The sequence below is a fragment of the Kitasatospora sp. NPDC059648 genome (genome assembly GCF_042734825.1).
Taxonomy (GTDB): domain Bacteria; phylum Actinomycetota; class Actinomycetes; order Streptomycetales; family Streptomycetaceae; genus Kitasatospora.
Genome location: NZ_JBHWDU010000021.1, coordinates 10989 through 23977, shown reverse-complemented (window position 1 = coordinate 23977; position 12989 = coordinate 10989). Strand labels below are relative to the sequence as shown.

Genomic DNA, 12989 nt, shown 5'->3' with positions numbered 1-12989 from the left:
CGATGGCGGTGAGCGGAAGGGCGAGGTTGGTGACCTGGGTGCCGAGCAGCGAGACCGTCTCGCCGACCCAGAACCTGAGGAAGTCGTGGTTGTGCCACAGGCTCTGCCGTGCGGGTTCGGTGGCCGGCGGGGACGTGAGCCGGGTCATTTGCGTCACCGGGCGCTCCTCGCCAGCTCGGCCACCGTGCCGGCCACCGCGTCGACCTCGTCCTCGGTGTTGTAGTAGTGCGGCGACAGCCGCAGGCACCACTCCACCTCCTTGTCGGCGAAGTCGAACTGCGCGAACTCGCGGTAGCTGAGCGCGGAGTTGATGCCGCGCGCGTCCATCGCCGCCTTGAACGGTCCGGCCTGCCAGCCCTCGATGGTGAAGGTGACCAGGGCGGCCGGCGCGCGACCGCCGTCGAGCGTACGGACGCCGGGGACGGCGGCCAGCCGCTCGCGCAGCCGTCCGGCCAGCGCGGGGGTGCGCCGGGCCACCGGCTCCAGCCCGACCCGCAGCGCGTAGCGGACGGCGGCGGCGCAACCGAGGACGGTGGCGTACGGGGAACTCCCACTCCTCGAACCGGGCCGCCGTGTCGACCGGCCGGTAGTAGCCGGGGGCGACCCAGCGCGCACCGTGCATGTCGATGTGGAGCGGTTCGTACCCGGCCCCCAGCACCCGGTCGGAGACGTAGAGGAAGCCCGAACCGCGCGGGCCGCGGAGGAACTTGCGGCAGGTCGCGGTGAGCAGGTCGCAGCCGATCGCCTCGACGTCGATCGGGTACTGACCGACCGACTGGCAGGCGTCGACCAGGTACAGCAGGTCGAGTTCCCGGCAGTGCCGACCGATCTCGGCGACCGGCTGGACCAGCCCGGAGTTGGTGGGCACGTGGGTCACGGCCACCAGGCGCGGCCGGTGGGCGCGCATCAGGGTGGCCATGGCCTCGACGTCGGCGCCGCTGCCGTCGGGGTGGTCGGGGGCGTGCACGATCCGGACGCCGTGGCGCCGGCGCAGGGACAGGAAGGCGATCTGGTTGGACACGAAGTCGTTGCGGGTGGTCAGGATGACGTCCCCGGACCGGAAGTCGATCGCGGACAGGGCCTTGGAGTAGGCGTGGGTCGCGCTCGCGGCGAAGGCGAGGTTGCCGGGGCGGGTGCCGAGGAGCTCGGCGAGCGCGGCGTAGAAGTCGGCGACCTCGGCGGCGCGCGCGGCGGCGGCCTCGTAGCCGCCGATGCCCGCTTCCAGGCGCAGGTGGTCGAGCACCGTCTCCAGGACCGGACGGGCCATCAGTCCGGCGCCGGCGTTGTTGAAGTGGATCACCGCCTCGCAGCCGGGGGTGTCGGCCCGGAGGGCGGCGAGGTCCAGGAGCGGTTCCCGGCTGAGGTTCGGAACCCGGTCCTGACCGGCGTTCAGGAGCGGTTCCGGACTGGAAGCGAAAGCGCTATTCTCGTTCTTCATGTCTGACGGTAGCAGTATCGAGACCCTGGTGGCGATCCTCCGGACGGAGATCGCCCGCCTCTCCCCGGGCGACCGGCTGCCCAGCAGCCGGGACCTGATCACCCGTCACGGAGTCGGGCCGGTCACCGTCTCCCGGGCGATCGCCCTGCTCGCCGCCGAGGGCGCGGTGGTGACCCGGCCCGGAAGCGGCACCTACGTCGCGGCCCGCCGCCCGCCCGCCGGCGGCGAACCGGACACCTCCTGGCAGGCGGTGGCGCTGGCCGGCCGCCCGTTCGCCCCCGAGGCGCCCGACGAGCAGCCCGGCACGGTGCCCGCCGGTACCATCCCGCTGTCCGGGGGCTACCCGCACGAGAGCCTCCAGCCCACCCGGCTGCTCGGCGGCGCCCTGGCCAGGGCCGCCCGCCGCCCGGACGCCTGGCACCGCGCCCCGGCGGCCGGCCTGACCACGCTGCGGACGATCTTCGCCCGGCAGGCGGGCGGCGACGTCGGCCCCGACGACGTGCTGGTCACCGGGGGAGGGCAGGGCGCGCTGTCACTGCTGTTCCGCGCCGTCGCGGCGCCCGGCAGCCCGATCCTGGTCGAGTCACCCACCTACGGCGGCGCGCTCGCCGCCGCGCGCTCCGCCGGACTGCACCCGGTGCCCGTGCCGATGGACGACCAGGGTCTGCGCCCCGACCTGCTCGCCGAGGCCTTCGCCGTGACCGGCGCGCGCCTGCTCTACTGCCAGCCCACCTTCCACAACCCGACCGGGACGGTCCTCTCCGGCGAACGGCGCCGCCAGATCGTCGACGTGGCCCGCGCCGCCGGGGCGTTCCTGATCGAGGACGACTTCGCCCGCCACCTCGGCCACGGCCGCCCGGTGCCCCGACCGCTGGTCGCCGACGACCGGGACGGCACCGTCGTCCACCTCACCTCGCTGACCAAGCCCGCCTCGCCCAGCCTGCGGATCGGCGCGCTGATCGCCCGCGGCCCGGTGATGCGGCGGCTGCTCGGGATGCGGCGGGTGGACGACTTCTTCATCGCCCGCCCGCTCCAGGAGGCCGCGGTCGAACTGCTCAGCACACCGGCCTGGGACCGGCACCTGCGCGCCCTGTCCGCCGCCCTGCACCAGCGCTGCGCCGTGCTGGCCGACGCCCTGGCACGGGAGGTGCCGGACTGGACGCTGCACCGGGTGCCGGAGGGCGGCCTGCACCTGTGGGTCAGGCTGCCGGCCGGGTGCACCGAGGAGGCCGTCGCGGAGGCGGCCCGGGCGCACGGGGTGGCCGTCAACCTCGGCCACCACCACTTCCCGGCCGAGCCGTCGGCCGCCCACCTGCGGCTCGGCTTCGCCGCCGCGGCCGAACCCGCCGAACTCGTCGAGGCGGCGGCCCGGCTGCGCGCCGTGGCCGCCCAGGCGTGACCGGCGCGACGGCACAGCAGCGCAGCGGCGCCGGGGGCTCGCGACTCAGGCGTAGATCGCGATCCGGGGCTCTACCGTGCCCCGAGCGGAGGAGTGGAGCACGGTGATCCGGTACCGCTCGGTGAGCGTGTGGTGGCTGTGCAGGACGGTCTTCGCCGGGATCAGCGCGGTGTAGAGCGTGCCGGTCTGGCTGCCGAGCCACAGGGTGCGCCAGTGGCCGTCGCTCCCCAGCTGTTCGAGCCGGATGTCCGACGGGCTGAGGAACGGGCCGTTCTCGGGCGACTCGACCAGGATCTGCGGGGCGATCGTCTGGTCCGTCCGTGTGTCGTTGCGGTACATGAAGGTGATCCGGTGCGGCGCCCGGTCGGTCGGCAGCGCGGCGTCGGGCAGGTCCACGAAGCGCACCGGCGCCGCGGCGGCCGCCGATGCGGCCGGGGGCGCGGAGGCCGCCTGCGCGGGCGCGGCCAGCGCCACGGTCGGCAGGGCGGTGAGGACGGCGACGGTCAGCACCAGAGCCCGACGGGGGATCGTCCTGGTCGGCATGGCGCCTCCTTCGGTCGAGGGGCGGCGGCTGGTTCCGGCCGCCTGCCGGACGGTGCCCGCAGTGCTACGGACGGTCGCCGGCCCGGCGGTTCGTTCCCCTCCACACTGCACGTGCCCGGCGGATGCCGCATCCGCCGGGCACGCCGCCCGGAGCGCCGGTCACACCGCGCCACCGGGTGCTCCCGATCGGGCGCGGCCGGTCAGCTCAGCGGACGGCAGAGCAGCGCGTCGGGGACGCCGTACTCCAGCCAGCGCCAGGTGTCCGCCACACCGGCCACGTACTCGTCGTCCGCGCACTGGCCCTTGTAGGTGCCGGGCGCCCAGTCGGCGGCGGCGGAGCCGCCGGTGGCGGGGCGGTTGTCGCCGTGGTCGAACCAGACCGTGCGGCCCGTGGTGGGCAGGGCGGTGGCGGCCGGGGCGCAGAGCAGCGCGGACATCGCGGCGTTGTGCACGCTGTAGCCCACGACGAAGGTGTTGTCGGGGCACTGGAGCTTGTCGTAGCCGGACGCCCAGTCGCCGCCGGTGACGTAGCGCTGGTCGGTGACGGTCACCCAGTCGCCGGCGCCGACGGCGGGGCCGCCGGCGTCGGTGCACAGGCCGCGGCCGCTGCTGCGGCCGAGGCCGGCCAGGCGCTGGCCGTCCGGGCAGTCGCCTTTGCGGTTGCCGGGGCTCCAGTCGGGCCGGGCCAGCATGCGGCTGGACACGTTCTGGTCCCCGTGGTCGAGGTCGAGCATGTTCCAGCGGGCGGCTGGTGCGACCCGCCCGGTGTACGAGGGGGCGTTGACCAGCTTGTTCCAGTCGGCGGCGCGCCAGTCGCCGGGGTCGTTCAGCCCGAGCTGACGGCCGGCGGTGTCGTAGGAGAGCAGCGCCCAGTTGTCGTTCGGGACGCCGTTGTTCTGCCAGCCGACCAGCGGCCAGACGGCGAAGTCGGTGTCGTTGGCGGCCAGGAGGTCGGTGAAGCGGTCGAACCAGGCCTGCTCCTTGGCGTCGGTCGAGCCTCGGCCGGCGGCGCCGAACTCGCTGACCCAGACCGGAGCGGTGAAGTGCTGCCCGGACCGGGTGACGAACAGGGCCTCCTGGTCGACCACCTGGGCGAGCTGCTCGGGGGTGAAGTCCTCGTAGCGGGGGTCGCCGGTGGATCCGGGGCCGCTGCCCGCGCCGGTGTTGGCCGGGCCGGTGTAGGCGTAGAAGTGGGCGGCGTAGACGAGCTTGTCGGACCGGATCAGGGTGTTGGACAGGGTGGCCACCGGGGTGAGCACCGGTCGGCCGTGGGAGAACCCGGCGGCCGGGATGCCGTACCAGTTGATGCCCTCCATGATGACCAGCATGTCCGGGTCGGCCTGGAGGATCCGGTTCCCGGCCTCCTCGAAGGCGGCGTACTCGTCGTGGCCGTCGCCCAGGCCCCAGTTGGGGTCGTCCCAGGTGTCACGGCGCACCTCGTTGCGCAGGTCCGCGCCGACGACCCGTTTGTCCGCCTTGTAGCGGTTCACCATGAACACCCAGTCGTCCTCCCACTGCTGGGTGCTCTGGCCGCTGTTCCAGCGCTCGTTGCCGTCCAGGCCGCAGCAGAAGCGGTAGCTGGTGGTGTGGTTGTTGAGGACGACCGCGAACCCGTCGGCGGTCAGCGCGGCCACGACGGCGTCGTAGACCTGCAGCGGGGTCTTGCCCCTGAGCTGCGGATTCGCGGCGACGGCGGCGTCCGGGACGGTGCTGGTGTCGTGGATCAGCGCGTTGGCGAACGGCAGCCGGACGGCGTTCAGGCCCAGGCCGTGGAAGCCCGCCAGGATCTGGCCGATCGGCGCCCGGTCCAGACCGAGCGGGATGTTGTACGAGACCTGGCCGGCCTGGTTGTCCGCCGGGTCGGTGGTCGAGCCACTTCCTTCCCAAGTCCCTTGGGCTCCAGCCCAGTTGCCGGCCTTGAGCTTGAACCGGTCGCCGTTCGCGTCGACCACGTACCGCCCCCGGGTGCTCAGCGGGCCGGTCCAGGAGGCGGCGAGCCGGTCGCCGCTCGGTGCGGGTGCGGCCGCCGCCGCTCGTGCGGGTGGGGCGGTGGTGACGAGGGCGGCCAGCAGGGCCGCCACCGCGAGCACGGCTCGGCGAGCCGGGCGGATGGATATCACGGATCTCTCCAGAAGGGGAGTCACAGGGGCAGGAATTGTCGACGGTACGTCAAAAGCACTGTGTAGCACGAGAGCGTCGGCCGCCTGAACCCCTTATGACAACAGCATTGACGTGAAAGGGCACCGCCGGTTTCATGGCTCGCACTTCCCCACCCCCCACCCCCACGAGCAAGGCGGTGATCCGTTGGCACCGACGGTCAAGGACGACACGGGCAGCGGTCCGAGAACGGGCGCCGGCCACGGCGCCATGCACCAGTCCATCGGCCTGCTGGACGGCGCGGCGATCGCCGCCTCCAGCACGGCCGCCACCAGCAGCATCGGCATCGGCCTGGGCCTGATGGCCGGCGTCGTCGGCCTCCACCTGCCCGCGATCATGCTGCTGGCCTTCCTCCCCGTGCTCGCCATCGCCGGCGGTTACGGGCGGCTGAACGCGGTCGAACCGGACGCGGGCAGCAGCTACCGCTGGGTCGGCCGGACGCTCAGTCCCTGGCTGGGATTCCTCACGGGCTGGGTGAACACCGTCGGCACGGTGGTCTTCATGGCCTACACCACCACCGTCACCGGCTCAGCGGTCATCCAGCTCCTCGACGAGGCGCACCTGCGCAGCATCCTCGGCCTGCGCCTGGACCCGGACTCCACCGTCCAGTGCACCCTGCTCGGTCTGGTCGTGCTGGTCGGCGCCGCCCTGGTCGCCGTCCGCGGACTCGACCTCGCCGCCCGGCTGCAGAAGGCGCTGCTGGTCTTCGAGTACGCCGTGCTGCTCGGTTTCTGCGGCTACGGGCTGTTCGCCGGGGACCAGCCGTTCTCGCTCCAGTGGTACAACCCCTTCGACATTCCCTCGTTCGAGGCGCTGGCGCAGGGCATGGTGCTGGCGGTGTTCTGCTACTGGGGCTTCGAATCGGTCTTCAGCGTCGGCGAGGAGGTGCGCGAGCCGCGCGACGCCTCCCGGGCCGGCTTCCTCGCCCTGGTGGTGATGATGCTGCTCTTCCTGCTGGCCGGCACGGCCTTCCAGCGAGTGCTCCCCCTCGACGAGTTGGCCGACAACGGCGCCCACGGGCTGACCTACTTCGGGGAGAGGCTGGCCCACCAGCCGCTGGCCGCGCTGCCGTTGATCGCGCTGACGTTCTCCGCCGTCGCCTCGCTGCAGTCCTCGGTCATCCCGACCGCCCGCGGCCTGTTCGCGATGGGCCGCGACGGCGTGCTCGGCCCGGTCTGGACCCGGCTGCACCCCCGGCACGCCACCCCCGCCGTCGGCACCCTGCTGATCACCGGCATCGCCGTCGCCCTCGCCCTGGTCTCGGTCGTCATCCCCACCGTCAACGACCTGATCTCCGCCGCCGTCAACGCGATCGGCATCATCGTCGCCCTCTACTACGCCCTCACGGCCGTCGCCGCCGCCGTCCGCTTCCGCCACCTGCTGCGCACCGCGCCGATGGAGGGCCTGCGCGCCGTGGTCGGCCCGCTGCTCGGTGCGGCGGCGCTGCTCGCCGTCGGCGGCTACCTCGCCTGGACCTTCTACGACTCCGCCGACCACTTCGAACTCTCCGCCGACAACGGCTGGTTCGAGCTGACCGTGGTGGTGCTGATGATCGTCACCGGCCTCCCCTCGGCGGCCTGGGCCCGCTGGCGGCGCCGCTCACCGTACTTCCTCGACCCGACCGCCTGACCCCGACACGCGTACCACCGAGAACGGAGCACCACCCATGACCAAGGCCGATCTGGTCCTCACCCGCGGCCCCGTCCACACCGGCGACGCCGCCCGCACCCGGGCGAGCAGCCTGGCCGTGACCGGCGGGCGGATCGCCGCCGTCGGGCACGACGAGGTCCGGGAGCTGATCGGGCCGGACACCGAGGTCGTGGACCTCACCGGCAAGCTGCTCGTGCCGGGCTTCCAGGACGCCCACATCCACGCGGTCTTCGGCGGCGTCGAGTCCGCCGCCTGCGACCTCACCGGCACCGTCGGCGTGGCCGACTACCTGGAGCGGATCCGCGCCTACACCGAGGCCGACCCCGGCCGGGAGTGGATCACCGGCAGCGGCTGGTCACTGGAGAGCTTCGAAGGCGGCCTGCCGACCCGGCAGCTGCTCGACTCCGTCGTGCCGGACCGCCCGGTCTACCTCACCAACCGCGACCACCACGGCGCCTGGGCGAACACCCGGGCGCTGGAACTGGCCGGCCTCACCCGCGACACCCCCGACCCGGCCGACGGGCGGATCGAGCGCGAGGCCGACGGCACCCCGGCCGGCGTGCTCCAGGAGGGCGCCACCGCCCTGGTCGCCCGGCTGGTGCCGCCGGTCACCGCCGCCGACCGCCTCGACGGCCTGCTGCGCGCCCAGCGCCTGCTCCACTCGCTCGGCATCACCGGCTGGCAGGACGCGCTGCTCGGCGAGTTCAACGGCCAGCCGGACCCGTCCGACGCCTACCTGGCCGCCGCCCGCTCCGGCGCGCTGACCGCCCGGGTGGCCGGCGCGCTCTGGTGGGACCGTGACCGGGGCGCCGAGCAGATCCCCGAACTCGTCCAGCGGCGGCAGGAGTTGAGCCACGGCCGGTTCCGGGCCGGCTCGGTGAAGATCATGCAGGACGGCATCGCGGAGAACTTCACCGCCGCGATGACCAGCCCGTACCTGGACGGCTGCGGCTGCCCGACGGCCAACTCGGGCCTCAGCTTCGTCGATCCGGCCGCCCTGTGCGGATACGTCACCGAACTCGACGCGCTCGACTTCCAGGTGCACTTCCACGCGCTCGGCGACCGGGCCGTCCGCGAGGCGCTGGACGCCGTCGAGGCCGCCCGCGCCGCCAACGGCCGGCGCGCCACCCGCCATCACCTCGCCCACCTCCAGGTGGTCCACCCCGACGACCTCCACCGCTTCGCCCGGCTCGGCGCGATCGCCAACATCCAGCCGCTGTGGGCGGCGCACGAGCCGCAGATGGACGAGCTGACCATCCCCTTCCTCGGCCCCGAGCGCGCCGCCCGGCAGTACCCGTTCCGCGCGCTCCAGCGCGCGGGCGCCACCCTGGCGGCCGGCAGCGACTGGCCGGTGAGCAGCCCGGACCCGCTGGCCGGACTGCACGTGGCGGTCAACCGGATGGAGCCGGGGGCCGACGACGGCCGGGTCTTCCTGCCCGAGCAGCGCCTCGACCTGGCCGCCGCCCTCGCCGCCTACACGGCCGGCTCGGCCCACGTGAACGGCCACGACGACGCCGGCACGCTGGCGGTCGGACAGCTCGCCGACCTGGTGGTGCTCGACCGGGACATCCTCACCGCGCCCGCGGCGGAGATCGCCGACGCCCGGGTGGAGCGGACCTACGTCGGGGGTGAACTGGTGTACCTGGCGGAGTGACCGCACGGCGGGGCCCGGGCCGGCGCGGTGCCGTGAGCCGGGCCCCGCCGGCGTCGGTGCTCAGCGCGGCGCCGTGAGCCGGGCCCCGGCGGCGTCGATCAGCAGGTCGAGCGCGTACGGGTACCCGCTGCGCCGCATGTCGGTGGTGAGCAGGTGCGCGGTGGCGGCGATGTGGGGGTGGGTGGTGGCGTCGAGCCGGGCGTAGGAGGCCTGCCAGACCTGCAGGTCGGCGGTGGCCGCGGCGGCCGGGAGGGCGAGGGCGGCGGCGTCGAGGGCCGCGAAGCCGAGGCTCTGGTCGACGAAGGCGTGGTAGATCCGGACCGCCTCCTGGTCCGGGAAGCCGGCCGTGCGCAGCACGGAGAGGATCGCCTCGACGGCGGCGGTCTCGTGGGTGCGGCCGGTGGTGCGGTGGGCCGCGAGCAGGGCGGCCTGGGGGTGGGCCAGGTAGGCGGAGTGGATCCGCAGGCCGATGGCGCGCAGGTCGGCGCGCCAGTCGCCGGTGGGCCGCCAGTCGGCCTGGGCGAGTCCGATGAGCTCGTCGGCGATGGCCAGCAGCAGGTCGTCCGTGCTGTGGAAGTAGCGGTAGACGGCGCTGGGGTCGGCCCCGAGCGCGGCACCGAGCCGCCGGACGGTGAGGGCGTCCGCGCCGTGCTGTTCGATCAGCCGCAGCGCGGTCCCGATGATCAGCTCCTGGGAGAGCACCACACCCTGCTTGGTGGGCCTGCGGCGGCGGCGCCGGGGCTCTGGGACTACGCGTTCGCTCATGCCCGGGAGGTTATGTCAACGCCGTTGACGGGCGACAGGGGTCGGTCGGCGGAATCTCGGGAGCGGCGGTCCGGCCCGCTGTCTGTCCGCCCCCCGGGCGAAGGTTGCCCCTGGGGCTGGTGGGTGGGAACGAATCGAGGACGGTTCTGTGCAAGCCGTGTCGGAATTCCGGGACATTCGTAGTGGTGTTCGAAGGGACGGTCACTCTCCGCGGTCGAATGTCCTTGTCGACATGGCGCTTGTTCGGTGCCCAGAGGACGGCTCGGGCCGGATCCGCGCTGGTGGGAGCGGCCCCGCCGTGAATCGCCGTGCGGGGATGACGTTACGGTGACGTCTGACTGGTCATCAAAGTTCCACGTTCCGCCACCCGGTTGGGTGAATTCCCTTTAAGCTCACGTTAATCATGGCGGTTTCAGGCCACGCTGAGGACTCTTCGGATAGTCCGGCCATGGGGCCATCGGACGATGAGAGCAGGGATGAAGACAACGAATGAACTGATGAACGGCGACGCGCGCGGGCCGTCCGGGGCACGGCCGGGCCTGCCCGGCCGCCGCGCGGTCGCCCGCGTCGCGGCGCTCGCCATCGCCGTCGGCAGCAGTTCGCTGGCGGCCGTCCCGGCGGCGGTCTCGCAGACCGGCGACGGGACGGTCACCGTCAAGGTGATCCGGGCCGTGGACAACACCGGCACGTACACGCCGGCGCTGGAACCGGGCATGGCGGGCGTCAAGGTGACGCTCACCGATGACGCCGGTGTCTCGATCGACGGGACCACGGCGGCGAACGGCACGGTGACGCTGTCGCCCGCGACCAGCAAGGCGAGCGGCGGCAAGTACCGGGTCCAGGTGGTGAATCCGAAGCCGGGCGTGCTGTTCCCGGCCTTCGCCTCCCGCCAGGGGCTGGACGGCGCACCCGACCAGCTCAGCTCCAACGAGGAGTTCGTCGACCTCGGCGGAGGGAAGAACGTCTCCTACACCACCGGGCTGTGGAACCCGGCGGACTACTGCCAGAAGAACGCACCGCTGGCGACGGCCTGTCAGACACCGACCTACCAGGGCGGGAACCAGCGCACGCTGGTCACCTTCCCGTACGGCATGCGCGGCCAGGAGGGCCCCGGCAACGCGGCGACGAACATCGCCACCGACGCCGAGACCGGCACGATCTTCGGCCTCGCCTGGAACAAGGCGGACAAGCGGCTGTTCTCCGCGGCGACGGCCAAGCGCACCACCGACTACGGCCCCGCCGGCTCCGGCGGGATCTACGTCACCGACCTGAGCGACCCGGCGAAGAAGAAGACGACCGTCTTCACCACCGTCCCGAACGCGGGCAGCACCGCGCACGGGCCGGGGACGGACGACGCCTTCCTCAACGTGCCCGGAAAGGAGAGCCTGGGCGGCATCAAGGTCACCGACGACGGCAAGGACCTGTTCGTCGTCAACCTGAACGACCGCAAGCTCTACCGCTACGACGCCACCAAGCCGACGGCCTCCGCGCCCAAGGCCTCCTACCCGATCCCGGACCCGGGCTGCCCGTCGGCTGCGGACTGGCGGCCCTACGGCCTCGGCATCCAGGACGGCTCCGGCTTCCTCGGCGGGGTCTGCTCCGGCGAGTCCACCGGCAAGCTGACCGACGTGCGCGCGCTGGTCCTGCCGTTCGACCTCGGCAACGGGGCGTTCGGCAAGCCGGTGCTGGACCAGCCGCTGGACTACCCGCGGCAGTCCACCGTCGGCGGCGGCCCCTGCGACGGGGCGGGCTGGTTCCCGTGGACCAGCACCTTCCCGGGCTCGCAGAACGGCCGCCCGTGCGGCAACACCACCATCGCGTTCCCCGAACCGGAGCTCGGCGAGATCCTGTTCGAGACCGACGGCTCGATGCTGCTGGCCTTCAAGGACCGCTTCGCCGACCGCGGACCGGGCGCCCCGGCTCCCAACTCGGCCACCGTGATGTCCGGCGGCGACCTGAACAAGGCCTGCCCGTCGAACGGCACGTACGTGATGGACGTCAACCTCGGCTGCGGCAAGACCGTCCGCGGCGCCCGGTTCTTCTCCACCGGCTGGGACGAGGTCGGCCACCACAACACGGTGTTCGCAGGCATCGCGCTCTCCAAGGTCGAGAGCACCATCGGGGGCTCCGCGTTCGACCCGGACCACACCGCGGTCGGCTACGGCACCTCCTTCATGGAGCGCAAGGACGGCGCGCACGATCCGAAGTTCGGCCTGCGGCTGACCCCGGCGGGGACCGGCTCGCCGTTCGGCAAGGGGGCCGCGATGGGCGACCTCGAAGTGCTCTGCGACCAGGCGCCGCTGCAGATCGGCAACCGGGTCTGGTACGACCCCGAGCGCAAGGGCATCCAGAACCCGGGCCAGCTCCCGGTGAAGGGCGCCACCGTCAACCTGTACGACGAGTCGGGCAAGGTGGTCGGCACCACCAGGACCACGGCGCGCGGCGAGTACTACTTCGACGACAGCAACGTCACCGGAGGCCTCAAGCCGCACACCAAGTACACCGTCCGCATCGACAACCCCGCCGACTACGCCAAGGGCGGCCCGCTGTACCACTGGGTGCCCACGGACCACGACGTCGGCGACAACCGCTTCATCGACTCCAAGGGGATCGTCCCGGCCGGCACCAAGTTCCCCGAACGGGCGCTGACCACCGGCGGACCGGGCGAGAACGACCACACCTTCGACTTCGGCTACCGCCAGCAGGAGGGTGCGCTGAAGCTGGTCAAGCACGACCAGGACGGCAAGCCGCTGGCCGGTGCCAAGTTCCAGCTGTGGCACGAGACCAACGGCACCGACGGCCTGCAGACCACGGGGACGAAGGCGGACACGCCCGTCGGTGACCCCTGCACGACCGGCGACGACGGCATCTGCCGGGGCAGCGGCGTGCCCGGCACGTACTACTGGCAGGAGTTGAGCCCGCCCGACGGCTACTCGGCGCCGGACACCACGGTCTTCGGACCGCTGGTGCTCACCGCCGACAACCTGGAGGACGGGGTCGGCGTCACGGCCGTCAACAAGCGGATCCCCGCCCCGACGCCGACCGCGTCGCCGACGCCCACCCCGACGCCGTCGCCGACGACACCGCCGAGCACGCCGGCCCCACCGGCGCCCGCTCCCGGCGGTGAACTGCCGCACACCGGTGCGAGCAGCGGGCTGCCGCTGATCGCGACCGGCGCCGCGGCGCTGATCGCCCTCGGCGCGGCACTGTTCGTGCTGGTGCGCCGACGCAGGGCCCAGCACCGGTAGTCGTCCCGCTCCGACGGGGTGACACCCGGATCGGGGGGGGGGGGGGGCCCCCCCCGCCCAGGCCACCCCCCCCCGCACCAGTGCCCCCCCCCCCCCCCCCGTGGGACGGGGGGGGTGGCGGGAGGGAAGAAGTGA

The 12989-nt window shown here is 73.1% G+C and carries 8 protein-coding genes and 1 pseudogene; 4 read left to right on the top strand and 5 right to left on the bottom strand.

Annotated features, from left to right (window positions below):
* Positions 1 to 153 precede the first annotated feature (153 nt).
* A complete protein-coding gene (locus tag ACFV1W_RS15545; RefSeq protein ID WP_380416738.1) occupies positions 154 to 615 on the bottom strand; it encodes an aminotransferase class V-fold PLP-dependent enzyme in 462 nt (153 codons plus the stop codon).
* Between the two features lie 91 nt (positions 616 to 706).
* A pseudogene (locus ACFV1W_RS15540) lies at positions 707 to 1267 on the bottom strand (aminotransferase class V-fold PLP-dependent enzyme); the annotation flags it as partial.
* A gap of 169 nt (positions 1268 to 1436) precedes the next feature.
* On the opposite strand from ACFV1W_RS15540, the gene ACFV1W_RS15535 reads away from it, so the two are divergent.
* Positions 1437 to 2837, top strand: coding sequence for a PLP-dependent aminotransferase family protein (locus tag ACFV1W_RS15535; RefSeq protein ID WP_380416737.1), 1401 nt, complete (start codon positions 1437 to 1439; stop codon positions 2835 to 2837).
* Positions 2838 to 2882: 45 nt separating this feature from the next.
* On the opposite strand, the gene ACFV1W_RS15530 is transcribed toward ACFV1W_RS15535, so the two are convergent.
* Positions 2883 to 3380 carry a signal peptide protein gene (locus ACFV1W_RS15530; RefSeq protein ID WP_380416736.1) on the bottom strand — a complete coding sequence of 166 codons (498 nt, stop codon included), beginning with the start codon at positions 3378 to 3380 and terminating at the stop codon, positions 2883 to 2885.
* Positions 3381 to 3580: 200 nt separating this feature from the next.
* Positions 3581 to 5497, bottom strand: a complete 1917-nt coding sequence (locus ACFV1W_RS15525) for a glycoside hydrolase family 5 protein (RefSeq protein ID WP_380416889.1) — start codon at positions 5495 to 5497, stop codon at positions 3581 to 3583.
* A gap of 250 nt (positions 5498 to 5747) precedes the next feature.
* On the opposite strand from ACFV1W_RS15525, the gene ACFV1W_RS15520 reads away from it, so the two are divergent.
* Both ACFV1W_RS15520 and ACFV1W_RS15515 read left to right on the top strand, forming a co-directional pair.
* The gene (locus tag ACFV1W_RS15520) at positions 5748 to 7166 is read left to right on the top strand and encodes an APC family permease (protein ID WP_380416887.1); all 1419 of its coding nucleotides are present in this window, start codon (positions 5748 to 5750) and stop codon (positions 7164 to 7166) included.
* A gap of 37 nt (positions 7167 to 7203) precedes the next feature.
* Positions 7204 to 8841 carry an amidohydrolase gene (locus ACFV1W_RS15515; protein WP_380416735.1) on the top strand — a complete coding sequence of 546 codons (1638 nt, stop codon included), beginning with the start codon at positions 7204 to 7206 and terminating at the stop codon, positions 8839 to 8841.
* 60 nt (positions 8842 to 8901) lie between these two features.
* On the opposite strand, the gene ACFV1W_RS15510 is transcribed toward ACFV1W_RS15515, so the two are convergent.
* Positions 8902 to 9606 carry a TetR/AcrR family transcriptional regulator gene (locus tag ACFV1W_RS15510; RefSeq protein WP_380416733.1) on the bottom strand — a complete coding sequence of 235 codons (705 nt, stop codon included), beginning with the start codon at positions 9604 to 9606 and terminating at the stop codon, positions 8902 to 8904.
* 476 nt (positions 9607 to 10082) lie between these two features.
* Between ACFV1W_RS15510 and ACFV1W_RS15505 the strand changes: the two genes are divergently transcribed.
* Positions 10083 to 12854 carry an SdrD B-like domain-containing protein gene (locus ACFV1W_RS15505; RefSeq protein WP_380416731.1) on the top strand — a complete coding sequence of 924 codons (2772 nt, stop codon included), beginning with the start codon at positions 10083 to 10085 and terminating at the stop codon, positions 12852 to 12854.
* Positions 12855 to 12989: the final 135 nt, after the last annotated feature.

Coding starts and splice junctions, on each gene's coding strand:
- ACFV1W_RS15535 (WP_380416737.1), top strand. CDS start 1,437: ATGTCTGACGGTAGCAGTATCGAGACCCTGGTGGCGATCCTCCGGACG.
- ACFV1W_RS15530 (WP_380416736.1), bottom strand. CDS start 3,380: ATGCCGACCAGGACGATCCCCCGTCGGGCTCTGGTGCTGACCGTCGCC.
- ACFV1W_RS15520 (WP_380416887.1), top strand. CDS start 5,748: ATGCACCAGTCCATCGGCCTGCTGGACGGCGCGGCGATCGCCGCCTCC.
- ACFV1W_RS15515 (WP_380416735.1), top strand. CDS start 7,204: ATGACCAAGGCCGATCTGGTCCTCACCCGCGGCCCCGTCCACACCGGC.
- ACFV1W_RS15510 (WP_380416733.1), bottom strand. CDS start 9,606: ATGAGCGAACGCGTAGTCCCAGAGCCCCGGCGCCGCCGCCGCAGGCCC.
- ACFV1W_RS15505 (WP_380416731.1), top strand. CDS start 10,083: ATGAAGACAACGAATGAACTGATGAACGGCGACGCGCGCGGGCCGTCC.